This window comes from Thermoanaerobacterium sp. CMT5567-10 (assembly GCF_030534315.2).
Lineage (GTDB): Bacteria > Bacillota > Thermoanaerobacteria > Thermoanaerobacterales > Thermoanaerobacteraceae > Thermoanaerobacterium.
Genome location: NZ_CP130558.2, coordinates 881,057 through 906,325 on the forward strand (window position 1 = coordinate 881,057; position 25,269 = coordinate 906,325).

The 25,269-nt window shown below is 31.9% G+C and carries 24 protein-coding genes and 1 pseudogene; 5 read left to right on the forward strand and 20 right to left on the reverse strand.

Translation table 11 applies throughout. The features are described 5' to 3' along the window. Positions 1-2: 2 nt before the first annotated feature. Positions 3-371 carry a NusG domain II-containing protein gene (locus Q2T46_RS04585; RefSeq protein WP_303264080.1) on the reverse strand — a complete coding sequence of 123 codons (369 nt, stop codon included), beginning with the start codon at positions 369-371 and terminating at the stop codon, positions 3-5. After that, entirely contained in the window at positions 358-1,407 is a 1,050-nt protein-coding gene (locus tag Q2T46_RS04590) for an FAD:protein FMN transferase (RefSeq protein ID WP_303264079.1), read from the reverse strand. Before Q2T46_RS04590 ends, Q2T46_RS04585 begins: the two co-directional genes overlap by 14 nt. Positions 1,408-1,566: 159 nt before the next feature. Between Q2T46_RS04590 and Q2T46_RS04595 the strand changes: the two genes are divergently transcribed. Together Q2T46_RS04595 and Q2T46_RS04600 are read left to right on the forward strand one after the other, a co-directional pair. After that, positions 1,567-2,277, forward strand: coding sequence for a polysaccharide deacetylase family protein (locus Q2T46_RS04595; RefSeq protein WP_303264078.1), 711 nt, complete (start codon positions 1,567-1,569; stop codon positions 2,275-2,277). A gap of 14 nt (positions 2,278-2,291) precedes the next feature. Beyond that, positions 2,292-2,837: a YkoP family protein gene (locus Q2T46_RS04600; protein WP_303264077.1), complete on the forward strand. Its 546-nt coding sequence runs from the start codon at positions 2,292-2,294 to the stop codon at positions 2,835-2,837. Here the strand turns inward: Q2T46_RS04600 and Q2T46_RS04605 are convergent. The 6 genes from Q2T46_RS04605 to Q2T46_RS04630 form a co-directional block, all read right to left on the reverse strand. Then, positions 2,834-4,117 carry an ABC transporter substrate-binding protein gene (locus tag Q2T46_RS04605; RefSeq protein WP_303264076.1) on the reverse strand — a complete coding sequence of 428 codons (1,284 nt, stop codon included), beginning with the start codon at positions 4,115-4,117 and terminating at the stop codon, positions 2,834-2,836. The two genes, Q2T46_RS04600 and Q2T46_RS04605, sit on opposite strands and share 4 nt — an antisense overlap. Positions 4,118-4,238: 121 nt before the next feature. Then, positions 4,239-4,961 carry a YesL family protein gene (locus Q2T46_RS04610; RefSeq protein WP_303264075.1) on the reverse strand — a complete coding sequence of 241 codons (723 nt, stop codon included), beginning with the start codon at positions 4,959-4,961 and terminating at the stop codon, positions 4,239-4,241. Positions 4,962-5,159: 198 nt separating this feature from the next. After that, entirely contained in the window at positions 5,160-7,484 is a 2,325-nt protein-coding gene (locus Q2T46_RS04615) for a glycoside hydrolase family 3 protein (RefSeq protein WP_303264074.1), read from the reverse strand. 94 nt (positions 7,485-7,578) lie between these two features. Then, positions 7,579-8,688 carry an alpha/beta hydrolase gene (locus tag Q2T46_RS04620; protein WP_311062346.1) on the reverse strand — a complete coding sequence of 370 codons (1,110 nt, stop codon included), beginning with the start codon at positions 8,686-8,688 and terminating at the stop codon, positions 7,579-7,581. Positions 8,689-8,721: 33 nt separating this feature from the next. Continuing rightward, positions 8,722-10,071 (reverse strand): glycoside-pentoside-hexuronide (GPH):cation symporter, encoded by a 1,350-nt coding sequence (locus tag Q2T46_RS04625; RefSeq protein WP_303264072.1) that lies wholly within the window; start codon positions 10,069-10,071, stop codon positions 8,722-8,724. A 168-nt stretch (positions 10,072-10,239) separates the two neighbouring features. After that, entirely contained in the window at positions 10,240-11,127 is an 888-nt protein-coding gene (locus tag Q2T46_RS04630; RefSeq protein ID WP_303264071.1) for an AraC family transcriptional regulator, read from the reverse strand. A gap of 326 nt (positions 11,128-11,453) precedes the next feature. Between Q2T46_RS04630 and Q2T46_RS04635 the strand changes: the two genes are divergently transcribed. Next, complete coding sequence (locus Q2T46_RS04635; RefSeq protein ID WP_209453031.1) at positions 11,454-11,612, forward strand: hypothetical protein; 159 nt, start codon at positions 11,454-11,456, stop codon at positions 11,610-11,612. A gap of 135 nt (positions 11,613-11,747) precedes the next feature. Here the strand turns inward: Q2T46_RS04635 and Q2T46_RS04640 are convergent, their stop codons facing one another. The 4 genes from Q2T46_RS04640 to Q2T46_RS04655 all read right to left on the reverse strand — a co-directional run bounded on the left by Q2T46_RS04640 (position 11,748) and on the right by Q2T46_RS04655 (position 14,911). Beyond that, the gene (locus tag Q2T46_RS04640) at positions 11,748-12,167 is read right to left on the reverse strand and encodes a hypothetical protein (RefSeq protein ID WP_303264070.1); all 420 of its coding nucleotides are present in this window, start codon (positions 12,165-12,167) and stop codon (positions 11,748-11,750) included. Between the two features lie 86 nt (positions 12,168-12,253). Further along, positions 12,254-12,820: a UbiX family flavin prenyltransferase gene (locus tag Q2T46_RS04645; protein WP_303264069.1), complete on the reverse strand. Its 567-nt coding sequence runs from the start codon at positions 12,818-12,820 to the stop codon at positions 12,254-12,256. 127 nt (positions 12,821-12,947) lie between these two features. Beyond that, positions 12,948-13,232, reverse strand: coding sequence for a hypothetical protein (locus Q2T46_RS04650; protein WP_311062347.1), 285 nt, complete (start codon positions 13,230-13,232; stop codon positions 12,948-12,950). Between the two features lie 200 nt (positions 13,233-13,432). Further along, entirely contained in the window at positions 13,433-14,911 is a 1,479-nt protein-coding gene (locus tag Q2T46_RS04655; RefSeq protein ID WP_399388168.1) for a UbiD family decarboxylase, read from the reverse strand. A 238-nt stretch (positions 14,912-15,149) separates the two neighbouring features. On the opposite strand from Q2T46_RS04655, the gene Q2T46_RS04660 reads away from it, so the two are divergent. Beyond that, positions 15,150-16,367 (forward strand): transposase, encoded by a 1,218-nt coding sequence (locus Q2T46_RS04660; RefSeq protein WP_303263300.1) that lies wholly within the window; start codon positions 15,150-15,152, stop codon positions 16,365-16,367. A gap of 599 nt (positions 16,368-16,966) precedes the next feature. Here the strand turns inward: Q2T46_RS04660 and Q2T46_RS04665 are convergent. From Q2T46_RS04665 to Q2T46_RS04675, 3 genes are all read right to left on the reverse strand, one after another. Next, positions 16,967-17,797 carry a MerR family transcriptional regulator gene (locus Q2T46_RS04665; RefSeq protein WP_303264066.1) on the reverse strand — a complete coding sequence of 277 codons (831 nt, stop codon included), beginning with the start codon at positions 17,795-17,797 and terminating at the stop codon, positions 16,967-16,969. Positions 17,798-18,010: 213 nt separating this feature from the next. After that, positions 18,011-19,225 carry a Bcr/CflA family efflux MFS transporter gene (locus tag Q2T46_RS04670; RefSeq protein ID WP_303264065.1) on the reverse strand — a complete coding sequence of 405 codons (1,215 nt, stop codon included), beginning with the start codon at positions 19,223-19,225 and terminating at the stop codon, positions 18,011-18,013. 354 nt (positions 19,226-19,579) lie between these two features. Next, a complete protein-coding gene (locus tag Q2T46_RS04675; protein WP_303264064.1) occupies positions 19,580-19,801 on the reverse strand; it encodes a hypothetical protein in 222 nt (73 codons plus the stop codon). Between Q2T46_RS04675 and Q2T46_RS04680 the strand changes: the two genes are divergently transcribed. After that, positions 19,777-20,148, forward strand: a complete 372-nt coding sequence (locus Q2T46_RS04680; RefSeq protein WP_399388173.1) for an AAA family ATPase — start codon at positions 19,777-19,779, stop codon at positions 20,146-20,148. The two genes, Q2T46_RS04675 and Q2T46_RS04680, sit on opposite strands and share 25 nt — an antisense overlap. A gap of 198 nt (positions 20,149-20,346) precedes the next feature. Here the strand turns inward: Q2T46_RS04680 and Q2T46_RS04685 are convergent, their stop codons facing one another. The 5 genes and pseudogenes from Q2T46_RS04685 to Q2T46_RS04705 all read right to left on the reverse strand — a co-directional run bounded on the left by Q2T46_RS04685 (position 20,347) and on the right by Q2T46_RS04705 (position 25,035). Continuing rightward, the gene (locus Q2T46_RS04685) at positions 20,347-21,612 is read right to left on the reverse strand and encodes a 4Fe-4S binding protein (RefSeq protein ID WP_303264063.1); all 1,266 of its coding nucleotides are present in this window, start codon (positions 21,610-21,612) and stop codon (positions 20,347-20,349) included. A 42-nt stretch (positions 21,613-21,654) separates the two neighbouring features. Next, positions 21,655-21,903, reverse strand: a pseudogene (locus Q2T46_RS04690) (alpha/beta hydrolase); the annotation flags it as partial. A gap of 259 nt (positions 21,904-22,162) precedes the next feature. Then, positions 22,163-22,834, reverse strand: coding sequence for a DUF4405 domain-containing protein (locus Q2T46_RS04695; protein WP_303264061.1), 672 nt, complete (start codon positions 22,832-22,834; stop codon positions 22,163-22,165). A 72-nt stretch (positions 22,835-22,906) separates the two neighbouring features. Continuing rightward, positions 22,907-23,581 (reverse strand): response regulator transcription factor, encoded by a 675-nt coding sequence (locus Q2T46_RS04700; protein WP_303264060.1) that lies wholly within the window; start codon positions 23,579-23,581, stop codon positions 22,907-22,909. A 98-nt stretch (positions 23,582-23,679) separates the two neighbouring features. After that, the gene (locus tag Q2T46_RS04705; protein ID WP_303264059.1) at positions 23,680-25,035 is read right to left on the reverse strand and encodes a S1C family serine protease; all 1,356 of its coding nucleotides are present in this window, start codon (positions 25,033-25,035) and stop codon (positions 23,680-23,682) included. Positions 25,036-25,269: the final 234 nt, after the last annotated feature.

Here is a 25,269-nt window from a genome sequence, read left to right on the forward strand (position 1 = left end):
ATTTAATATACTATATCATCTACTTCTCCTTTTTTGCCTCCTGTAACTCTTACTACTACTCTGTTTGGAAGGCATACTATCTGCTGTCCTTCTTTTTCTATCCAGCCTGTATTAACACATATTTGATCTGGACAATCAGACTCCTTCATTCTGACTTTTCCATCTTTAATCTCTACAACATTTATGTGTTTGCCATTGTGTACAGTAACCGTCTTGTCAACATCTAAAGGCAATTCTTGATATTTAGAACCATTCACTTCAATTACGACATTGGTTCCGGTTCTTAACAACGCCTTGTCATAAGTAAAATAAGCAGAAACAAGAGAAATAATCAAAAGCACACCTATTAAGATTTTATCACCTATTTTCATACAGTTTAAACCTCGAATCTGTTATTTTTAACTTTCCTTTAAGGCCTGATGTTGCATAGACCTTATAATCAGGTGTGACAAAGATTGCATCTACACCAGGCATGCTCTCTATCAATTTCATCCCTTTATCAACGCCTAAAATAAAAGTAATTGTAGACAATGCATCAGCATCAATTGATTTTATATTTGTAGACACTATTGTAGTGCTGACGACACCGCTTTCTGCAGGATATCCTGTAAAGGGATTTAATATATGATGATATCTTTTCCCGTTTTGAATAAAATATCTTTCATAATTGCCAGATGTATCAATCAGCATGTCTTTTCCAGAAACGATGGCAAAATACTTACCCTTATCTCCAAAAGGATCCTGTATGCCTATATTCCAATTTGAACCATCAGGCTTAGAACCATACATGTAAACACTGCTGCCGCCAAGATTTATAAGTGCATGCTTAATCCCATTTTTCTTCATAATATTTTCTATTTCATCAGCAGCGTATCCTTTAGCAATTCCTCCTAAGTCAATAGCCATACCTTTTCTACTTAATTTAACTTCATCGTTCTTTTCATCCAGCAAGACATCTTTGTAGTTTATGTACTTCATAGCATCCTTAATCTGGCTTTCCGTCGGAACATGGGCATGATTTGTGCCAATTCCCCACAAATTTATCAATGGAGCAATAGTTATATCAAAGTTGCCCCCACTTATTTCCCCGTACTTTAAAGCCGTCTTTATCACGTAAAATGTTTCTGGATTTACCTTGACATACTTTTTCCCTGCATTTTCATTTATCTTTTCTACATCGCTACCACTCTTTTGGCTGCTCATGATGTTATCAATTTCTTTCAATTTTTCCATCGACTCATCAACTGCTTTTTTAGCATTTCTACCGTAGGCCGTCACTTGAATAACCGTATCCATCATAAAATCAGTACGTGTATACTGCTGATTATTGTTTCCACAGGCAATTAAAGATAGGGGTATAAAAACTACCATTAAAATTGCAATGACTTTTTTAACAATTTGTTTCATATAATTATACAATCCTCTCAGTATATCTATTTGTGAAACTCATATTTTATTATAATTTTTTTTAATAATCTATTCAAGTGAAACAATAGATACCATTATCAACTTGTAAGTTCCCATTTTTACGTATATAATTTTATTGTAAGGGGGGAAACTAGCGGAATGATAAAATTCATGATAAAGATTTATATACTTTATTTAGTATTGGTAGCATTGCTTCCTACAATGCTTGGTCGTATATTCCATTATAATGTTATCTATAGCAGCAGAAAAAAGAAAGTACCCTGGATAGTAATCACTTTCGATGATGGGCCAGATCCAGAATACACGCCTGTACTCCTATCAATTCTTGATAAATACAATGTTAAAGCGTGCTTTTTTTTGTTGGCAGACAAAGTTGAAAAGTATCCGGATCTAGCTAGAGAAATCGTAAATAGAGGCCATGAAATTGGCATACATGGTTATAAGCATCACATAAACTGGTTTTTGGGACCTATTGCTACGTACAAGGAATTATTGAAATCAGTTGAAATTATTTCTCAGATCACTGGAAAGTATCCTTCATATTATAGGCCTCCATGGGGATTATTTACAACTTTTATCTACCAGTATTCAAAAAAATTAGGCATCAAAATAATTTTATGGAGCTACATGAGCTGGGATTGGAAAGTAAAAGATCCAAATCTGATAGTAAATCGCGTACTAAACAAAGTAAAAGGCGGAAACATTTTGATATTTCACGATAGCAGCGACAACATAGGGTCAGACAAAGAGGCTCCTGAGACAATGCTTATAGCTCTTGATAAGATAATAAGCGGAATAAAAAAGAAAAACTTAGAAATTGTTGACATAAATAAATTTATATTTTCTTAAATGGGGTATTACAAATGAAAAAAATTTTTATGTACATTTGGTCTTTGTGGGAATTCATTTTTGCAAAGCTGAATAGGATACACACGGTTGGAGGAGACGATTCTGAAATCAGAATCGCAATCAAGAAATACAAAGGTGAGAAACTCCTGCTAAATGATGGAACTGTGTTGAACAATGGAGATAAATTTGGTGAACTGCACTTAAACAACAATGCCCTTACACAAATCACATCTAGCAGCAGCTCACCTATAGCCATTGGAATAATAGCATTAAAAAGATTTAAAAAATCTATAAAGGCATTAAAAACCTACATAGACGATCACCATGAATTTGATGATGTAAATGTATTTATGGGTTACACTCTATTCAATGAAGGCATTGAAATGCTGGGCTTCGAAGTCAGAGATATAAAATCGCCTTTAGAAAAATTCATAGTTACTCATTATGAAATGCTGCTTTTAGCTATATTTCATCCTGATGGTTTTAAGCGGCTGCGGGACAATAAGTTTACATCAAAGATGGTATTAATTACAAAAAATACAATTAACAGTCGCTACTAATTTATTATTTTTTCGATTTTATTCAATATCATCTTTTCATTTTCCTTATTTATTAATCCATCTATTATTGCTTTATTTATTTTTACGTTTTTACCATGCCAATTTGGTGGCGGATAATCTGTGTATTTGACAGCTTTATCAATTTTTTTCATGAGTTCATCATTTAAAGCGATGCTTTTTTTAACAGGAATATATCCTATCTTTTCTACGCTTTCTTGAGAATCTGTAATAAACTTTACAAACTTATATGCCATTTCCAATTTCTTTTTATCGCTTTGTTTTGTTACACCATATCCATAGACTTTTGGAGACAGTGTAAGAGGAACATCGCTATCCCCTTCCGGATATAGTGCAACATCAAAATCAAAAAGTTTATTTTTATTTTGAAGATATTTAAGGTACTGTATCTTATAGCTTTCATCGATTAAAACAGCACTCTCCTTAAGGACTGTAAAGCTATCCCATACTTTGTTGTAATCATCACCGTATGAAACTGGATCTATTACACCCCTTTCGCTTAATTCAATCAATTTTTTGAGTCCAGACTCCGCCTGCGGACCTTTAAATGATACTACACCTTCATCATTGACGATATTTGCACCGTCTGACATCAATATACCCCAAAGATTATAACTTCCTTCAATGTACATTGACAGGCCATAGTAACTTTTCTTTTCCTTTTTACCCGTTTGATACGTCAATTTTGTCATATCTTCTAAAAATTCATCATATGTCCATTCGCTATCCTGAGGAACCTCAATTTCTTTCTTGCTAAACAAATCGTTATTTATATACAGCACGCTTGTGTACATTCCCAAAGGAATGCCATAAATACTTTTATTATACATGAATCCATTGAGGACATTTTCTTTTAATGAATTCTTATAACTTTTATCCAGATATTTGTCAAGCGGTTCTAATTTATCATTGTAGATAAATGGACTGTCTGAAGTTATAGGAATTATATCAGGTTTACCATCACCAATTATATCATTGAGATCATAGTAAAAATTGCTATTTTTAATTGGCTCAAATTCAATTATAACCCCTGGATGCAAATATTCAAAATCTTGTATCTTTTTCTTTATAAAATTATAACCTGTTGGATCATCAGTTGACCAATGTGGAAAATCCCAAAATGTGATTATTCCTCTATAATCTTCCTCCTCAATTGGCGAAAAATCTATTTTACCAGTTTCATGCAAATACATATAGTAAGGCCAGGACAATAAAAACATTATTATTAATAATATCAGAAAAAGAGTAAAAGGCTTTTTCATAAAATCCACCTCTTACTCTATCTATATTCACGTTAAACAATCCGTATCACTGTTTATTTTATTAAGCACATCTATCTCTTTTTCTAATTTGTCAATATAGAAAATCTTATATAATAAATTTTTACTTATCAGCTTTGTCATCTGTTTCTCCACTTTGCTCATTAACTTTACTGTCAATATATTTTTCAAATACACCTCTATCATATACGTTAATGGCAAGACCAACTAAACTTAAGCCTATCAATAAAAGTGGAATAAACGCAAATAAAATACATATAGCAATTAAAATTAAGCTTAAAAGCACCATTCCAATGGTCTGAGGCAGTTTAATTATAGAAAATATTAAAGCATTTTTATAAATGTGCTTAATTTTTAGATCATACGTAACCATCAATGGATAAATATAAACATTCATCAGAACAAGTATAAAGCCAATAAAAATCGTAATATAAGTCCCTGCAATTTTTATAAAGCCTGTACTGTAAGACGAATATATCTTATAATTATTTATAAGAATAATAGCTGCTATCCCATTTATCAAAGTTATAACAAAACTCTGCTTAAAATTTTTAATAAACCCATCTTTGAAATCATTCCAAAGCCACACATTTCTGTTAAGTGTGTGATTCCTAAGCACATTATTGAATCCTGCCAAAGCAGGTCCTATCGTCACAATAGGTATGCACGATACAATAAGCAAAAGATTAAGGCTTATAAGCTGCCAAAAATTGTTCTTTAAAATATCAAAAAACAACGACACGCCCTTCTTAGGAATATCATCAGCCTTCAAATCAGGCCTATGTGGATCGCCATAGTACATTCTATTAAAAAAATTTCCAAACATCGTTTACCTCTCCTATATCAGTCTATACTTCAATTATAAATGGTATGTATAGATTTTTCAATGATAAAATTGAAGTATGCACCATGTCATGTTAATAACTTTACGAAATATGTAAATAATAAAACTATACGTTAGCAAAGCCTATGCAACTTTTTTATTATACAAAGCTTTGCAATCGTATAGTTTTTATTTACTTTATCAATTAGAAATTGTATTTAAGCCGTCAACAACTTCATTAACCATATCTTCGGTAAAAATTCCATTACTTAAGATAGTTAAAGCTCTTAAAGGCATATTTTTTAAAAACGCATTCATCATGTCTTTTTGAGATAAACTACTTATTTCTTGGCTGTTTATCTCTAACTGTTTTTTTAATATATTTAACATGTCTTGTGAGTCGTTTGTGTCAGACTTTATTCTCTTTATTATGTTATAAATAATTTGTCTACCGTATTGATTTGTAATTACATCGTTTATTGTTGAATTCCTAGTATACACTTTTTGTACTGATGTAGTTGATGTTACATGAATGACTGTTTTTAATAAAATATTTTTTGATGAGCTTCCTACTAAAATTTCAAAATCTCCTGTTTCGACGTACCAATCCTCTAAGTCAACATCATAGTATGCAAATGCTCTTTTGTCTAAGTTGAAAACAACTGTTTTTTCTTCTCCTGGTTCAAGATATACTTTTTGGAATCCTTTTAGTTCTTTGTATGGTCTCATTACACTGCTTTGTATGTCTCGAACATATAATTGAATTGTTTCTTTTCCAGCACGTTTTCCAGTATTTTTTACTTTTACTCTTACTTCTATTGTTTCTTCATCTGTTATTTTGTTTTTGTTTGTAGAAATGTCTGTGTATTCAAATGTTGTATAGCTTAAACCATATCCAAATGGAAATAATGGTTCGACACCTTTTGTGTCATAATACCTGTATCCTACAAATATTCCTTCGCCATAGTTTACTACGTTTTTTTCTCCTGGAAAGTTTAGATATGATGGATTGTTTCTAAGTTCTCTTGGAAAAGTTTCTGCAAGTTTTCCGCATGGATTTTTTTCGCCAAACAGTATATCTGCAATTGCTCCTCCTGATGCTTGACCTCCTAAATATGATTCTAATATACCTTTTACTTGATCGATCCAGGGCATTTCTACTGGTGATCCATTGCAAAGTACAACAACAACATTTGGCTGAACCTCTGCAATAACTTGTATTAATTTATTGTGGCTTTCTGGGATCCTCATGTGTCCTCTGTCATATCCTTCTGATTCATAGCTATCTGGCAAACCTGCAAATACAACAGCAACATCAGAATTTTTTGCTATATATGCTGCTTCTTCAATTAATTTATTGTTTGTTTCGTCTTTTTCTAATTCATAACCTGGCGTATATTTAATTTCTGCTTCATTTCCTGCAATTTTTAATATTTCGTCATACGGAATATCTAATTTCGTTGGTACTATATGTGAACTTCCTCCACCCTGATATCTTGGTTTTACGGCAAGTTCTCCTATTATTGCAATTTTACCTTGTTTTTTTAGTGGAAGTATTTCATCTTCGTTTTTTAATAGTACCATACATTCTGATGCGACTTGACGAGCTAATTGATGGTGTCTTTCTGCATCATAGTTTTGGTTTTTCTTTTTGTTTTCATATGCTTTAAAGACTATATTTAAAATGCGTTCAACTGCCAAGTTTAAATATTCTTCTGATATTTGACCTTCTTTTACGGCTTCAACTATTTTTTTGTCTTCTTCTCCTCCACTTCCTGGCATCTCTATATCTAATCCCGCTTTTAATGCTGCGACTCTATCGTTGACTGCTCCCCAATCTGATATGACTATTCCGTCAAACTTCCATTCGTTTCTAAGTATCTCATTTATCAGGTGCTCATTTTCTGTTGCGTATACTCCATTTACTTTGTTGTACGATGCCATAACTGTCCATGGTTGTGACTGCTTTATAGCTCCTTCAAATCCTGTTAAGTAAATTTCACGTAGCGCTCTTTCATTTACTTTTACATCTACAGTCATTCTATAGTCTTCTTGATTGTTGGCTGCGTAATGTTTTATAGATGTTCCAACGCCTTTTGATTGAACTCCTTTTATATAGTTTGCAGCTAATTCAGATATTAAATATGGATCTTCTGATAGATATTCAAAGTTACGTCCACAAAGTGGAGATCGTTTTATATTGATTGCTGGTCCAAGCAATATATTAACATCTTCTGCTATGCACTCTTCTCCGATGGCCTCACCAACTTTTTTAACTAAATCTCTATCCCAAGACGCTGCAAGAGCACTGCCAGACGGGAAGCAGGTTGCCGGCACACTATTATTGAGTCCAAGTTCATCTGATTTGTTTGCTTTTCTCAAACCGTGTGGTCCATCAGTCATCGTTATTGATGGAATCCCTAATCTTTCTATTGGCTTAGTTTGCCAAAGATTTAATCCTGAGCATAAACTTGCTTTTTCTTCTAATGTCATCTCTGAAATGAGCTTTTTGATATCTCTTTTCATTTTGAACCTCCTCAATTTTTAAAATACTTTAATACATTTAAATCATTCAAGGAGAATTTATTCAAATAAAATTCTCCTTGAATGATTTATTAATTTAGTCTTTAAACAAACTTTTTATTCCTTTTGCGATTTCATTTATACAATCCTCTGCTTGAGGATAAATACCGAGTTTATCTATAAATGCATGATCCATTCCTTTGTATTGTATAATTTTTGTTTTAACACCAAATTTAGCAAGCTTTCTTCCATATGCTTCAGCTTCCAACCTTAAATAATCAAATTCGGCTGTAAAAATTAGAGTCTCTGGCATTCCTTTTAAGCTTTCAGCAAAAATAGGAGATATATACGGATGTGTTGCATCTTCATTATTTTGTAAGTAAAGCTTTTTCACCAGTGGCTGTGAATTTTTCATGCCTTCTAATCCTGATATTATTAATTTTCTATGTTCATCAGAAATATTGTATTGATCAAGAGACCACTTATATTCTTCGGTATCAACTGCTGCCATGTTAACTGTTGGATAAATTAATGCTTGAAATTTAATCATATCAGTTTTTAAATCCCTATCCATCATGGCACAAACAGTTGCAAAGTTTGCACCAGCGCTATCCCCTGAAACCGCAATTTTAGTTGAATCAATACTATACTTTTCACCATACTTATATACCCATTTTATAGAATCAAAGCAATCCGTTAATCCAGCCGGATAAGGATTTTCTGGTGCTAAGCGATAGTCAACAGATATAACCACTGCATTTGCTCTTTCCGCTAATGCTTTACATGGATTTTCTACTACTTTAACAGTACCACCAAAGAAACCTCCTCCATGAAAATATACGATTGCCGGTAAATGTGTATTACTCTGTGGTGAATAAATTTTAATTGGAATAGTTCCGTATTTTCCATCAATTACCTCGTCACTTGTTTTTATCTCTATTTTTGTAATATCTCTATTATCCCAACCCATTTGATTTCTTAACATGCCAACAGGAATATCTTTTATGTTAAGTAAGCTAAGATCGGGCATTTCATTTGTTCTTTGTTTTTTATATTGCTCATTTAATATTTGAAATACCCTTGGATCGAGCTTACCCTCGGTATTATCACCTTCCGGTATATTTTTTATCACAAATTCCAATCCATTTTCACGTTGTATATATCCATTTTCCAGTAATTTAACTAACTGATCGTAATCTTTACACATACTATTCGCTCCTTTCATTATTTTGAATCATTATCATGCGCTTAACTTAGCTCTTCTTTCATTTAATTCTTTAGTCATCTGTTCTTGTTGTTTATCTAAATTATAGAATAGAAGTAATACAGCACTGATAATAAAACCAATTAACGGTAGCCAAATAAAGTTAATTTCTATCGCTTTTAATGCGGATAAGGTTTGCGGATGGTCTGGAACATATTTACCAATTGATAATATCCAACCTGCTAAAGCTCCACCTATTCCCATTCCTGCCTTGACTCCAAATGCTGGCGTAGCTGAAAGAAGTCCTTGAGCTCTAACACCCGACTTCCACTCACCGTAGTCAACTGTATCCGCTGTCATAGAAAACATTGCTCCCATAACAAATCCATTTCCAAAAGCTGCAATTACAGTGCCTATTAAAAATATAAATGCACTTGATGTCAACGATGACAAATACAATATAAATTGTGCTAATATTGAAAAAATAAATCCCGTAATCATAACATTTCTTTTCCCTATTTTCTTTGCTAAAAACGGCATGACAAGTAATGAAACAACATTTAATGATCCTAATCCTAAAGCTATGCTGATTAAGTTAGGCATCTTTAAATTATATGTCAAATAATAAACTGTCGTTTGTGCCTTCATTATAAAAGCTATGAAATTAATGAACGCTACAAAGAAAAGTATAAACCAAGGAGTATTTCCTTTCAATGCTTTTAGTTCTTCTTTTAAAGTAATTGATTGCTCTTTTGCTTCGTTTACTTTTTCTCTAGTATTGAAAAAAGTTACTAAGAATAATATAACAGCTAAAACAGCAAACAAAGTCATAGTCATCATAAAACCTTTTTGCTGATTGCCATTGCCGAATACTTTAACTAGAGGCAACGTCCCTACACTGACAATTGTAGCACCAACTGTAGCTAAAATCATTCTGGTACTAACCAAAATATTTCTTTCTTCTAAATTATCTGTTAAACTCGGCAAAATTGATGTAATTGGTATATTAATTCCAGAGTAGATAATTCCTAAAAGAATATATGTAATATAAGCATAAACTAATTTACCAGTAGCATTAAAACTTGGAGTCGTAAATGCTAGTATTGCTAATACTCCATATGGAATTGATAACCAAAGGAAGTATGGTCTACATTTTCCCCACTTTGTATTTGTATGATCTATTAGAATGCCAAAAAATGGTCCATCAAATGCGTCGATGATCCTTGCTACTAAAAAAAGTGTTCCGACAGCTGCAGCACTTATTCCAAAAACATCAGTGTAAAAAAACATTAAATAAGTGGTAATCATCTGATAAACTAAATTAGAAGCAGTGTCACTAAGCCCATAACTGATCCTTTCTTTCCAAGTTGTTTCAAAATTTTTCATAAAGGTCCCCTTTCCTAAAATTTATATGTAATCGCTTTTTAAAACGCTTACATATAAATTTTAATTGAAATCAAAACACACAACAAGTTCAATTTTGATTTATCAACAGTCAATTTTTGATTTGCAAAAAATACAAATTCTGGGGACCAATTATTCCAAAAATACAAACTAGTTTTCTGTTTTTATCACAGATTTTAAAGCTTTAATCTTTTTTCTATATTGATTTGGAGTAATATTATAAAAAGTCTTGAACACCTTATTAAAGGATTTTTCATTTGGAAAACCATGCTCTAATGCTATTTCTGTAATAGATTGATCAGTATTCATCAAATCACGATAAGATTTTTCTAGACGAACGGTATTTATATAATTATGTATTGTCATGCCCATGTACTTTTTAAAGAAACGTGAAAGATATTCTGGAGATAAATTAAACTTTGCAGAAATTATATCTATTGATAAATCCTGACTGTAATTTTCCTTTATATAATTTGTAATTTCAGTTAATCGATCTAAGTATTTTTTCGTTTTGATTTCTCCAAAGCTTTTTTTGCTTATTTTAAAATTTTTCAACAAAAGATAAATTAATTCATAAGACAACCCTATAACTTTTATATGTGCTAATGAATCATCTCTTAAATTTGAGAAAGCTCTTATTATGGAATCTAAATTTTCACGTAACTCATTGAATATTTTTATTTTATGTTCATCATTCTGATCAATTGAAACACAATCAAATGCAATTTGATCTATATCGGGATAATTTGTTTTTAGGAACTCATATGAAATAAAAAAAGTAACTGCCTTACGATTCTTTCCTTGAACAACAGAAAAAGAATGTATAGCATTGGAATTAATCAAAACAATGTCTCCTTGCTGTGACGTGTAATGAATACCATCAACATAGATATCATCAATTTTGCCAGAAAGCACATACGATATTTCTATGCTTTCATGCCAATGTCTTGGTACTAATTGTGCATCATCAGATGTATGAAATATTATTTTTATAGGTAAATTATCATCATTTTTAATTAATTCATATTTATACTCCATATAAATACCACACCTCTGATATTTATTTTTCTTTTTACAATAATTGAAAAATAATCGTACTTATGCATCAGATCTCACAGATATGTAATATTGTTTTATAATAATAAATACTGCCTTTGACATTGTTCAATATTGCATCATAATAATTCTATTTTTCCCTATAAAATTCCCTTATATATATTTTACCACATTAAAACATTTATCTTAACTCAAAAACATTTTTTATCACTTAAAATTCACATAATCATTTGATACTTATACGATGATCTTTAGTTACAATTTACAATGAAAAGCTAAATTTACATTTAAAAAAGAGGTGAAATTAAATGTTTGAGTATCAACATTTGCAAAGTTCAATAGCTCCAGCTATAGTTATAACACAAAAAACCGACAATAAAAAATCTTCATATTTATATGATCAAAGCTCAATAGCCCCTGGTATTATTATTGCTAAAAAAAGTAATAATAAAAAAATACATGCATAATTCAATAAGAAATTCTTCTATGTATTGATTTTACTACTAAATTAAGATAGAAATAATTTGATTTTTAATAATACTTGTAGCTACTCTTCACCATTTACCGTGAAGAGTAGCCAAAGCTATTGAATATTACCTACTTTAAGATTCTTTTAAGCATGCTAAGACAATTTGCTTTTCTAAATCTAAAATCTGTAACACCAATTTTTTGCAAGCTTCTTTGCAATTTTCCATTAAAACATTTAACTCATCATGACTTGCATTATCAATATGGACACCTGCTGAAACACTGACGTTGCATTTCAATTCTGTTGCTAGATATCTGGCGGCCCATCTGGCCACCTCATCATCTCTATGACCAAATCCACAAATTACACTAACCGTCGCCTTGTGTCCTGGTAAATTATCGGTTTCCATTTTGGCACAGCCAAAAGCTACTGCCCCAACATGATAATGAGTACCTCCACATATCGTAACACTATAATCTGTGTCACAGCAAAATGCTTTCAATTCGATCTGATATTTGCTATTTTCGGCAATAATAATATGATATTCTTTCATAAAAAATGATCATTCCTTTCGTCTTGCTTAAAGCGCAAATCATCCAAAGCCTTAGTAATACGAATTTTTCATAGGACATAAGATGCTTATTCATCATGACTTGCCCAAGAAACAAATTTACTATAATGGATGCCAAATTGCATCAATATTTTCCCAATAATATGATTAATTTGATCTTCGATTGTTATGGGCCCATTATAGAAAGTAAGCACAGGAGGAATGATAACACAGCCGAGATCGGCCGCTTCTTTCATGTTTCTAAGATGCACTTTTCCAAAAGGCATTTCCCTCGGAACTAAAACAACTTTACGACATTCTTTTAAGCAAACATCCACAGCACGAATTATTAGATTATCAGCATAACCAGTTACTATTCCTGCTAATGTCTTCATACTACATGGCATAACAATCATTCCATCCGTTATGAAAGAACCACTTGAAATAGATGCTGCCATATCTTTAGGTTCATAGACTATATCAGCCATTCGAAGTAAATCATCCAATGGTCTATTTGTTTCATATCCCCAATTTATTCTTGCTTTTTCTGATATTATTAAATGTATCTCACAATTTTCTATACTTTTTAAAGCTTTGAGTAGATAATAGCTCATTTCAACGCCTGAAGCACCTGTTACTCCAACAATAATTTTCATCGAAATCCTTTCCCTTTCTGAATTATGCTATATTTACCTTGCTTTTATTTTATCATTTAATTTTAAAATGATCGGTATTAGCCCTGAACCTGTAGACTTTCTAAAAAAGAGTAATTATGATACATTTTTATATTAATCCGGTAATCTGAAACCATGCAGCTTCTACCAGTACAACGATAAATACAACTGCAGTCAATGGAACACCTAATCTGATACATTCTTTTTGTGTATATCCACCAGTATCTGGCTCGCAGCCAACCAGTATGGCTAAATTGTGAAAAGGTAAAATATAGTGTATATTAATTGCAGAGAAAACCATCATAGCCACTGCCAAAGGACTGATTCCCATTTTTGAAGTAAATGCCACTAAAGCAGGAATGCAAACACCCATAACTGCAATAACAGAACCCATAAGCATATGTACAATTACTGTAATTAATGCTATAAGTAATGCTAGGATGAATATATTCGACGGAACAGTTGATGGGAAAAGACTATTAACAATCCATTTATTCTAACGTATGTGCAATTACTTTTATCCCAAAACCTTAAATTAGTAAAATTCTTACATTCTTACTATCTGCCAGTTAAAATCTATAATTAGTTTTACTCCTATTTTATAAACTTAGCCCATTTCTCTTTATCAATATCCATAAATCTTGCCCTCTTAAATCTATCTTTCTGATTAAAGGGAACCGTGCAATCAAAGATTGCTTTACATGCGATACCAACATCACGGATACTTGATGAATAAGCAGGATCATTTGAAGGATCAAGTGGATGGCACCTGACACCCGGAATAAATATTGCATCCTCATTCCCTTGAAATCTGGTAGTCATTGCCCACATTACATCGCTCATATCAAATATATCAACATCTTCGTCGACCAAGAATACATGCTTTAATTCACTAAAAGCTGAAAAAGCAAGGATTGCTGCCTGTCTCTGCCTCCCTTCATCACTTGGCACACTCTTCTTAAACTGGATAATAGCTACGTATTTGCCTCCTCCGCAAGGTGCAGCATATACATTCTTCAATCTGCCGGGCATTGCTTGTTCGATCATTTGAATGATACTTGCTTCTGTTGGAATGCCTGCCATAGATACATGTTCCCCACTTGGTCCGATACAGCACTGCATAATCGGATTAACACGATGTGTAACTGCTTTTACTTTAATGATAGGTACTTCTTTTGAAACTCCAGTGTAACCAGGAAATTCCGGCATTGCCTTTCCTGTATGTGTATTCTGATCTTCCTGTACTCTTACATTTGGAAGTAGCTCACCTTCAATTACATATTCTGCATTTGCAATACAATACTCATTGATGGTCAAACATTTTGTTAATTCAACTGGTTTATTACGAAGAGCACCCGCAATCTGCAGTTCATTGAATCCGATAGGGGTAGTAGGCGGTTCAAATCCAGCTGCTATTTCAATTGCCGGATCAACGCCAATACTGATAGAAATTGGGAGCGGTTTCCCCACAGCTTCTGCTTTTTCACGGAAAGCTCCTAAATGGCGTGCACCAGGTGTAAAAAACATACTAATTTCGTCTTTGGATTGTATGCACAGACGATGAATTGTAATATCACTATCTCCATTTTCTGGATCAGATGCATAGCACATGCCCATAGTAATATAAGGGCCTGCATCTTCTTCCGTATTAGTTGGAGCCGGAATTAATTTTCTAAGATCAAAACCAGGTTCATCAGCATAATGAACAACTTCCTGGCACTTTGCATTTTTGTTGTCGATTACTATCGGCGGAATAGGATTCTTAACAGCATTTGCTAAATGAAAACCTAACATTTCTGGATCTGTATCCAACAACAAGCCTACACGTTTTCTACTTGCTAATATTCCAATAGCAACTCTCGAATTGTCGAATCCTTTAATTTTATTGAAGACCATTGCAGGGCCTTCTTTAGTAGGTCTCATCACAGTACCGCCTGCTCCTACATAGCGGTAAACTCCTGCTATTTCAGCATGAGGATCAACTTCAATGTCCGTCTTCACTAACTGTCCTGGAACAGACTCTAAGAGCTCCAATGCAGATCTTAAATCATTCACCTGTTTCCTTTCTAACATTTTTCTTCCTCCTTACCAATTTTAGAATTGATTTAAATAAATCAACTGATCCAATCATGTGTTATTATAATTTATATAGTTACAATACAGTCAACACTAATTTTTAAAAATTGAGCGAATTTCATATTTTAAATAGCTTGATATTCTTAACTTTTTAAAAGATAAAAAAAGGAAGTTCACCCCAAATGTCGAATATATAAGTAGCAACCCAATTTTAACAAAAGAGGTGAACCTACTTATGTATATTCGACAAGAATGCTTATTTTCCTTCGACGAATTAATAAAATTTCAACCAGAGACAAAACTTGAAATGTTTTTTTCACAACTTGATTTCTCAAATGTCGTGCTTTCACTATCAAGATCTGAATATAAAAGAGGACCTAAAGGATATGATCCACTGCCTTTGCTTTATGCCTTAGTTGCTATGCAACTTGAGAAAATTCCCAATATAGCAAAGCTTGTAGATAGATTAAAATCAGACCCTGTATTTAGATATAACTGTGGCTTTAGTGTATTTGGTCCTACTCCATCTGCATCAACCTTTAGCAGATTTTTAAACCTAATATCAAAGTCGGAAGCTCTTGAGGAAGACTTTAAGCAATTAATACTTAAAGCTAAAGACCTCAACATAATTGATAGCACTAATATAGCTATTGATTCAACTAAATTGAACGCTTTTGAAAAACCAAAACCTAAATCCAAACTAAAGGATGATGGTAAATCTCCTAACTGGGGAAAGAAAAAAGATACTGATGGCAATGATATAAAATGGTTTGGATGGAAGCTACATATAATAGCCGACTGCAAAAGTGAACTTCCACTTGCCATAGAAATTACTCCTGCAAGCGTAAATGATAGTATTTTAGCAATACCCTTATTAAAGAAGCTAAAAGAGTTCTACGGCAATACATTTGATGTAAAACACTGTATTATGGATTCAGGCTATGATATAAAAGAAAATTACGATTATATTATGAACGAATTTCATGCACAACCAATCATAGCCTACAACAAAAGAGGAAGTTTTGCTCCACCAGAAGGATTAAATGAAAGGCTTCACCCAATTTGTTCTATGGGATATGAACTTGTATATTGGGGTAAGGACGGTGATTATTTAAAATTCAGATGTCCACATGTATTAGGAAAGATAGATTGTCCTCATGGTTCTTCTTGGTGCAGCAATTCAAACTATGGGTATTGCCTTAAAATCAATTACAAGAAAAATAACAGATATTTTAGCTTTCCAATAAGGAGTTCTGATGAGTGGCAAGAGATATATAACCTTAGAACTTCTATTGAAAGATGTAACAGCCGATTAAAAGACTATTTAAATACTGACAATCTGCGCTCAGCGGGTATTAAGAAAGCTAAAACCTTTGCTTTATTAAACTGTATTACACTTGTTGCAGGTACTATTGCTGTTAATGTTACTAAATCATTGCCAAAAGTAGCTTAATTAACTACCTGTGTTTAACCAGCTGTATAACCATGGGATGAAAATTATTTTATAAACTATTTTTGTTAAATTTTCAAAGTTCATAAGTTATCCACAGGCATTAATATGCTTAGCTTTGCTATTGCCTTTTTTGGTTCAAAAATTAAAAGCTTAATTGTGCAATTTCCTCAATTACAATGTAGGCATAAAAGCTTGTTGAGAAAGAATATGTTATACACAATAAATAGTTTTTAATGAAGAAATTTCATAATTAGCTATTCTACTAAAATATATCAATATATTGTATTTTATTTTTGATAATAATACTATATATTGACAATTTGCTTTGTGTTTTTGAATTATACAATTTCATCTATTAAATTTTTTTAAAAACTATATAGCTACATTACAGGATGAAAATATCATAAATGGTTTCGTTTATTTAAGGGGCACTTGCATACAAAAATAATAAAAAAATGTGAATGCCAATAAAAATTGCAAAAAAAGAAGACATAAATAAGACCGCAGGCTTTTTAAAATGGATATAATTCAAATAGATTTTATCATTTAACCTAAAAAGGTACTTAAATAAGGACTTTTTGCAGTAGAAACATAATAATTTATTTAACAGGTACTTGCAGACAACAAAAATCAGTATTATGTTGTGTGTTATAAAATGTTGTATCCATAAGACATAGATCTACTATATCTCCAACTACATTAAAATGATGTTCATGAACCCATTTCATAAGTTTATAAACTGGTTCCATGTCATATGGCATTCCATATTTATACATGATTACATATTCACCTTCAGGAATTGTTATAAGATTTTCAATTTGATAATTATATTCATCATATGGCAAAATTATAATACTTCCGGCATTTTTGAGAGGATTATTCTGACATATTGATTCATATCGAAGCAATGCGCCAAATCCCTTTGATGGAATCATTTTATGTTTTGATAAAATATTCCATGCTTTCATCAAAGTTAAATGAAGTTGATTTTTTTCCATATGATCTTTCTCAAATGGCACAAATATCACATGCCGTTCCGGTAACCATTCAACATGAGGTAAATTAATATTTTTAATTTTTACAGAAAGATGATCATAAACTTCAAGGCGATGTTGTATATATGTACGTTTTTGTTCCAATTCAAACATTTCTGATTCCAATTTTTTTAATTTATTTTTCAATAATGCATATATAGAAACTGGATTTCTGTTTTCAAAACTTTCTTTAATTTCTTCTAGACTAAATCCTATATTTTTCATAAGACAAATTTCCCTTAAAATAGGAATCTGGGATAAGCTATAGAATCGATAACCCTTTTCATTAGTATAAGCAGGCTTGAATAAACCACATTTGTCATAATAAATCAACGTCTGCCGTGATAAATTATGCATGGCAGCCATTTCACTAATTGGAATATATTTTTTATCCATAACCTTCCCTCCATAGTATTCTTAGTATTATCAAAATTTTTAGAAAAACATAAACATAATGGCCATTACCGCTGGTTCAGTATAATCTAGACATCCACAAAACCAAAACAATTCTAAATATGCAAAAGACTAATAACAATATTCCTATTGGCAATGGAAATCTGCAAGTTACTAGTATCATTATTTTTAGTACAATATCATCTTATGTCTCTTTTATTTTTCACATAATAAAACCTTTTTAGCAACAAACCATAAAAAACCGCATAATATTCCAAAAATGATATTAACTATACCTACCATTTCTACAAGATTGCCAGTATTAAAAGAAACAATAATCATCCCTACGCTACCCATTATAGTAGAGAAAGAGCTTATCAATGATGACACAGAACCTGTATCTTCCTTTTGTTGCTCTAGCATAAGGTATGTTCCTGGAGGACGAATGCAGCTTCCTGCAATAGTAGACGGTAATAGCGATATTGCAAAAAGCCAAGGAGCAAAGCGGCCTAAAATAGAAATAATGATTCCACTTAAAATAATAGCTAAAAAGCAGACATTAATAATTGAATAACGCTTAAAATACGATGAAAGTCTTACATAAAGCAATGGTCCAATCAACATGCCTGCTGCATTAAATGCAAAAAAATAACTATACTTCTGTTCACTCAATCCAAAGTAATCTTGATATATATAAGATGAAGAAGATATAAAAGCCATTAAAGTAATGCTTACCATTGAAAAAATAATCAGCAAAGCCGTAAATTTTAAATTTTTGATAACTACCCCAATACGCCCTACAGTATAAAGAAAACTACCATTATTTTTTAATCCTATAGTCTCTTGAAACGCAACCGAACCAGCAACAATGATTGCACCTAAAATCGCTTGAGTTAAAAAAACACCTCTCCATGAGGTAAATTTCAGTAAAAGTGCACCTATTGTAGGTGCAACAGCAGGACAAATCACAACCATTGACTGTACCAATGCTAAAATTGATTCACGTCTTCTACCCTCGTAAACATCTTTTACAATCGCAGTAGCTACTGCACTAGCAGCACCTGCGCCTACAGCCTGTAGAATCCTAAAAATTATAAGTTGATAGATATTCAGTGATAGTGCACACAAAAAACTCGCAACCATATAACATATAAGTCCTAAAATCAAAATCGGTCTACGACCATACTTATCACTCAATGGTCCCCATATTAATGTAGCAAAGCTGAAAAAAACAAAAAATAGGATTAAAGTGAGATTCGTCTTATAAACCGCTATATTGAAATACTTTGACATAGTTGGCAAAGCGGGTAAATAAAGATCTGTTGACAAAGGTACAAATGCACTCAAAAGTGCTAAAAAAATAATTAAACCTTTATTACCTAAGTATCTTTGCTGCTTTTTACTAATATTAAAATCATTTAAATCGTACATTAGATTGTCTTTCCTCCTCGTATAATTATCATTAAAGACAATAAATTTGTCTCATCTCTTAAAACTTAATAAAATGTATTGATAATTAGAAATTACCTCTTTTATAATTATAACAGAAAACTAGACAGACAAAAAAGCAAAAATAAGTTAGTGTTTGTGTCAAGTAGTTGTTGGCAAATTTTTTTCTTCAAATTTTATCCACATAATGTTTAATGTATTGTGAATTTTTGTGCAATTGTTTTTGCTCCATTTTTGTCTTCATATTGCGCCTTTTATATGACTTTTAATTCACTTAAACATTTGTATCTGACTATTTCTCTTATTGTTTTTCTGCCGTTTGTCATTGCACAACCTTCAAACGGCATACCGCCTCTTTGTATGTGATATGTTTTTGCTTTTTTCTGCTTTTTGTTTACATCCGCTGCTGATAGTTTTATTTCTTCTTTTATCTCTGCTAATTTTTCTTCTGAATATTATCACATTAACATATGTTTCTACTACACTATTAAGTTTTCCGCTTGTCTTTAAGGCTAATATCTCTGCTAAATTGTTTGCTCCTTTTTCTGTCCAGCTCATTTTTCCTGCATTCAGATATTTACAAGAGACTAGGACTTATCATTAGAAAGGCTGGTTCAGGCAAATCTACAACATTAAGAAGATATACTGAAAGCCTTAACCGTTCAACGTTTAAAGTATGCTACTTTGCTCTTTCTACACTAACTGTTAGAGAGTTCTATCAAGCATTAGCCATGATTTTAGGCGAAACACCCGCATACAAAAAAGTAACACTATTTAGTCAAATACAAAGGGCAATAACAGAACTTTACTATGGTCAGAAGATAACTCCTTGCATAATATTAGATGAGATGCAACTATTTTCTACTGATGTTCTTGAAGATTTAAGAATAATATTTGTAAGATGAGTGTTTTATACCAAGTAGTGTCAAAAAGATTTTTCCTATAAAAAAGATTGGAAGTACTGAGTTTAGCAACAGTTAATTTGCTGATACCATTTCAAAATATGAATATTTTTTTAAGATCGTGGAATACCTAACGAACAGAAAGCTACCCTTTTTTTATATTTGTAGGTAGCTTTAGATTTTATGAAAAAAATATTTTTGTTAATCTTGTGTACCTTGTGAGTTTTCAATCTTAGCCTTGTTTAAAGCATCCTCAACTGCCATGATTATTCCATTAGATGTCTTTGTTGCGCCAGAGACTGCATCAACATTTGTAGACTGATTTTGAATAATTTCCTGAGGAATAATTTCAAATGGTAGCTGGGCAAACCTTGGTGTTTCATTATTAGAAACTATTTCAATTTTTGTTATCTTATCGTTTTTAATTGTAACCTCAACAACAAGACCGGGTCTGTAGCCGAATCCTTCGCCTGTATATGTACCATCTTTATATATTTTAGATGTACTTTTGGAACTTTCTGTAGTATTGGCAGTCGCGGAATTTTGTGAGTTAGCTTCAATTGGACTTGGTAAAGAAGCTTGCTCAGTTGCCATAGAAGGTTTTACGCTATACTTTGCTGTATCAATCTTTTTTACACTTGGCAAAAAGATCAAAGCAGAAAATGCAGCAAATACAGCAAACAGCCCTGCAACTGTTAGTCTCCTTGTATATTTTTGGTTGACAAACTGATTTCCCAGATTTAACTGCATATTGTAACGGGGACAAACTTCAACACATTTTAAACAGCTTACACACTCACCTTTGTACTTTTCTACATTTTCAGTTTCTATTCCCATTGGACAAGATACCTCACATATTCTACACTGACCACAATTTTTCTCTTTCTTTTTGACAAATACTAATCTCAGTCTTGATACAATATTAAAAACTGCGCCAAGTGGACAAAAGTATCTGCAATATGGTCTTGAAACAAATATGGAAAGCAAAATTATCAATACTAAGAAAACAAAGCTTGCTAAATAAAAAGAAATATTAAAGTTTAAAGAAATAAGATTGTCAAATGCATCCCATGGATCTGCAAATTGTTTGTATCCAAAGGTCCAGATGTATAAAATCAAATAAAGAAGCACAAGATACTTTAAGCCTTTTAGAACTTTGTCAATCTTCTTTGGAATCTCAAGTTTAATTTTAAAAAACTTTCTAAAGAGAACATTTATCCATTCAGTAACTGTTCCAAAAGCACATATCCAACCACAGAAAAGTCTGCCTAAGAAAATTGTCACAATCACTGTTACAATTAGAAGAATAAAATTTTGGTTCCAGTTGAAACTTTCTTTTCCTATAAAAGCTAAATACAAGCTTTTTATCTGTGAAAATAATATAGCAAAAGATATGGGAAAAAGTATTAAAGAAAAAAGCTGGACAAAAAACCTTATAACCTGCATTAGCATAATTCTTCTTTTCACAGTATTATCACCTCTTTTATTGCAATTATTATGATACTTACCTTATTTACCTTGACAAATTTTATCAATCCATGCGAAAAGTTCATCTAAATCATAATCTCCAGCATGCCCTATACCCCAAGGTACAGCAAAATCAACATTATATCCAGCATTTTGTAACTTTGTAGCTAAAATTAACGGTATAGCTAATGAGGTATTGTTGTCAACTGAACCATAACGAATCCTCCAGTAACGAGCACTCGTAATACCGCTTGTCCCTATATAATACATAGGATTCATCATTTTAACAATTTTTGAGTACAGCCATTGATGAATTGCTTACTGCAGTATTATTTTAGAAAAAATATTGGCATTATTTTCTCATATTTTTTCAATACTCACTTTGTAAGCCTTTAAATCTACGCTTCTTTTCTTTTTAACAAAAATTCCTCAATATAATATGTAAGTACTGTGAATGTTCCCATAATAGACATGTATGTAGTTAATACGTTAAAGATATTCGCACTGCCCATTTCTTTTCCACCATAGGCAAAGTGAGGATTTCCACCTATTATAGAGAATGCTGGGGAATGCCTTTTGAAATACCGATATTGCTTTCACTTTGTTGAACATCTGCCGCTCCATTACCATTATGCTCAAAAGCCCCTGGAGATGCTATTCCGAATATCTGTACACTTTTTGAAAAGTAATTAACTGATACCATGCTGTATATTCCAAAGGCTAATACTAACACTGCTACCACTTTAGCAATATATTGCAATATCTTACTTGTCTGATTTACCTTAATAACTTTTCCAAACATACCCATAACCCATTTCCAGTGCAATCCTAGATGAATCCCTATAAGAGCTAAACCTAAGTAAGCTGATGCAATATGAGTTCTTTGATTAAAAAAATTATTCTGTATCATAATCCCTGGGAACAAAACTTTTGAGATAAAAATTCCACTTATAATTATGACAGCAATATCCAATAAAAGCAGTATATTAAGAATATATCCTATTCTAGTTTTTAAGGCTATTTTTTTATTAAAAATCGATAAAGTCACATTTTTGACCCACTTCCAATTTAAAGCAATATGTATCAACACGGCAAAACCTACAGCTAGACCTGCAATTTCATGAAATTTCAATCCACCAAGAACATTTTTGTTAAATAACATTGAAAATACAATTCCCATTATAAGATCTAAAATAAACTTGATATAGTTAATTTTTTTCATACCCACAAACATCCTTTCAGAAGTTTTTTGTTTTTTTCATAAATACAGTCATCGTATTGCAAAAATTATTTCTTATGATTCGACTTTGTATCCATAACCCCATATTGTAGTAATGTCAAACTCACATTCGCAGTTTTGCAATTTTTTTCTTATTCGTTTTATCATATCATCTACTGCTCTAGTTTTTATATCTAAATTGCATTTCCATACTTCTTTTAGAAGTTGTTCTCGTGTATATGCTTTATTTGCATTTTTTGAAAGATACAATATAAGATCAAATTCTTTTGATGTAAATTCTATTTCTTTCCCTTTATGCAGTATTCTTCTCTCATCAATTACTATTAATATATCCTTAATCTTTATTTTGTTAGTGTTTTGAGGTGCATTTGTTCTTTTAAAAATAGATTTTATTCTCGCTATAAGTTCTCTGGGTGAAAATGGTTTTGAAATATAATCATCTGCTCCAATCTCGAAACCCACTATTTTGTCTATATCATCTCCTTTTGCTGAAATGATTATTATCGGTACATCGCTTGTCATTCTTATTTTTTTACAAAGCTCATAACCATCTATTCCAGGTAACATTATGTCTATGATTAACATATCAGGTTTCTCTCTATTAAAATAGGCAAGAACACCTTCAGCATTATCAAATATTTTTACGCTGTACCCTTCTTTTTTAATATACATACTTATCAATTCACTAATATTTTTATCGTCATCAACAACATATATAAGATTTGACATGTTTACACCTCCTCCAAAAGTTAATATAGAATGTTTTTAAAAAAGTTCCTTACCAGCGGGAGGAGACTGGTAAAGAACCATTTAACTTTATTTGCATTTTATTGTGCATTTGAACTGCTCATAAGTTTTACTTTTGTACTAAGTGTCTTACCATTTCTCCAGAATGCAACAGTAATCGTATCACCAACTTTATGCTTAGATATTATGCTTTGCAGTGCATCAAAAGTCTGTACTTTTGTGCCATCTACTGCTGTTATTACATCTCCTGCTTGAAGTCCAGCTTCATCAGCACCACTTCCTTGCTGTACTTGTGCTATATAAAGTCCAACTGGTATATTGTACTGTGCTGCATCTTGTTGGGTTACTTCCTGTACGCTTACACCCATCATTGGTCTTTCTACATATCCGTGTTTTATAAGCTCGTCTATTATAGGTTTTGCTTCATTTATCGGAATCGCAAATCCCATTCCTTCAACAGGTGTACTTTGACTTTGATACATGCCAAATGAGCCTTGTGTACTATTATCATCTGTAGATGTTAGCTTTACACTTGTTATGCCTATTACTTCACCATTGCTGTTTACAAGAGGTCCACCGCTGTTGCCAGGATTTATAGCTGCATCTGTCTGAATGAGGTTAACTGCTCCATAATCGCTTTGAAGATTTCTGTTAAGACCACTTATTATACCTGATGTTACTGTTCCTGCAAAACTTTCACCGAGAGGATTTCCAATAGCAACAGCCAGGTCTCCTACCTCAAGTTTTGATGAATCACCTAATTTAGCAGCAGTCAAATTTGTAGCATTAATCTTTAATACTGCCAAATCGGTTTTTGAGTCTTTACCTATTAATTGCGCAGAAAATTTTCTGCCATCAGATAAGCTAACCGTTATAGTAGAAGCGCCTTCGATAACATGATAATTTGTAACTATATAACCCTGTGAATCAATTATAATACCTGAACCACTTCCTTCAGACACAAAAGCACTTCTAAAGCCATTAGAGTATGTTGCACTAGTATCAATTCCAACAACAGAAGGACTTACAATCTTAGCTATATTTGTAATCAAGTTAGCATTACTATTATTAGACGATAGTGGCAAATATCTGTTTATAACTTGTGTTTTTTGACCCAGATTAGTGTATTCCATAATTCCTGCAACAATTCCACCACCAATAAGTGCTGCAATAAGTGCGACTGTCACAAATGAAACAAGCATTCTTCTTCTAAATCTTTTAACCATCTTACCTAGGCTTTTTTTGCTATTTTCCAAATCATTTTTTGCCTTTTCTCCATCATTTTTGTCCTGGTAATCATTTGTCATAGGAACTTCGCGTATTTTATTTAAATCATTATTTGTAAAGTTTTCTGTAAAAACACCATCTGTATTTTCGTTTAAATTTTCCATGTCATTCTCATTTAATTTTTTTGTTTGCTCATTTTCAATATCCATATATTTATCGCCTCCTTAACATTTGTATACTCTTTTTTAGCAGCATCCATAATTGACTAATAAAATTAATTTAAAAATTTTGTTTCTGTAATTGAAATTATTATATAAGATTTTATAAATACAATGTGAAAATTTTGTGAAACTTGTGTGAAAATAAAAAGAGTATATACAACCGTACATACTCTTATAACTTAAGAATTTATTTTGTTTTTTATAAAAACCATTATTACAAAA

Coding starts and splice junctions, on each gene's coding strand:
- Q2T46_RS04675 (WP_303264064.1), bottom strand. CDS start 19,801: ATGAGCTGGACAGAAAAAGGAGCAAACAATTTAGCAGAGATATTAGCC.
- Q2T46_RS04635 (WP_209453031.1), top strand. CDS start 11,454: ATGTTTGAGTATCAACATTTGCAAAGTTCAATAGCTCCAGCTATAGTT.
- Q2T46_RS04705 (WP_303264059.1), bottom strand. CDS start 25,035: ATGGATATTGAAAATGAGCAAACAAAAAAATTAAATGAGAATGACATG.
- Q2T46_RS04590 (WP_303264079.1), bottom strand. CDS start 1,407: ATGAAACAAATTGTTAAAAAAGTCATTGCAATTTTAATGGTAGTTTTT.
- Q2T46_RS04630 (WP_303264071.1), bottom strand. CDS start 11,127: ATGGAGTATAAATATGAATTAATTAAAAATGATGATAATTTACCTATA.
- Q2T46_RS04625 (WP_303264072.1), bottom strand. CDS start 10,071: ATGAAAAATTTTGAAACAACTTGGAAAGAAAGGATCAGTTATGGGCTT.
- Q2T46_RS04650 (WP_311062347.1), bottom strand. CDS start 13,232: ATGGGTTCTGTTATTGCAGTTATGGGTGTTTGCATTCCTGCTTTAGTG.
- Q2T46_RS04670 (WP_303264065.1), bottom strand. CDS start 19,225: ATGTACGATTTAAATGATTTTAATATTAGTAAAAAGCAGCAAAGATAC.
- Q2T46_RS04645 (WP_303264069.1), bottom strand. CDS start 12,820: ATGAAAATTATTGTTGGAGTAACAGGTGCTTCAGGCGTTGAAATGAGC.
- Q2T46_RS04660 (WP_303263300.1), top strand. CDS start 15,150: ATGTATATTCGACAAGAATGCTTATTTTCCTTCGACGAATTAATAAAA.
- Q2T46_RS04585 (WP_303264080.1), bottom strand. CDS start 371: ATGAAAATAGGTGATAAAATCTTAATAGGTGTGCTTTTGATTATTTCT.
- Q2T46_RS04610 (WP_303264075.1), bottom strand. CDS start 4,961: ATGTTTGGAAATTTTTTTAATAGAATGTACTATGGCGATCCACATAGG.
- Q2T46_RS04665 (WP_303264066.1), bottom strand. CDS start 17,797: ATGGATAAAAAATATATTCCAATTAGTGAAATGGCTGCCATGCATAAT.
- Q2T46_RS04615 (WP_303264074.1), bottom strand. CDS start 7,484: ATGAAAAGAGATATCAAAAAGCTCATTTCAGAGATGACATTAGAAGAA.
- Q2T46_RS04695 (WP_303264061.1), bottom strand. CDS start 22,834: ATGAAAAAAATTAACTATATCAAGTTTATTTTAGATCTTATAATGGGA.
- Q2T46_RS04700 (WP_303264060.1), bottom strand. CDS start 23,581: ATGTCAAATCTTATATATGTTGTTGATGACGATAAAAATATTAGTGAA.
- Q2T46_RS04600 (WP_303264077.1), top strand. CDS start 2,292: ATGAAAAAAATTTTTATGTACATTTGGTCTTTGTGGGAATTCATTTTT.
- Q2T46_RS04595 (WP_303264078.1), top strand. CDS start 1,567: ATGATAAAATTCATGATAAAGATTTATATACTTTATTTAGTATTGGTA.
- Q2T46_RS04655 (WP_399388168.1), bottom strand. CDS start 14,911: ATGTTAGAAAGGAAACAGGTGAATGATTTAAGATCTGCATTGGAGCTC.
- Q2T46_RS04605 (WP_303264076.1), bottom strand. CDS start 4,117: ATGAAAAAGCCTTTTACTCTTTTTCTGATATTATTAATAATAATGTTT.
- Q2T46_RS04640 (WP_303264070.1), bottom strand. CDS start 12,167: ATGAAAGAATATCATATTATTATTGCCGAAAATAGCAAATATCAGATC.
- Q2T46_RS04620 (WP_311062346.1), bottom strand. CDS start 8,688: ATGTGTAAAGATTACGATCAGTTAGTTAAATTACTGGAAAATGGATAT.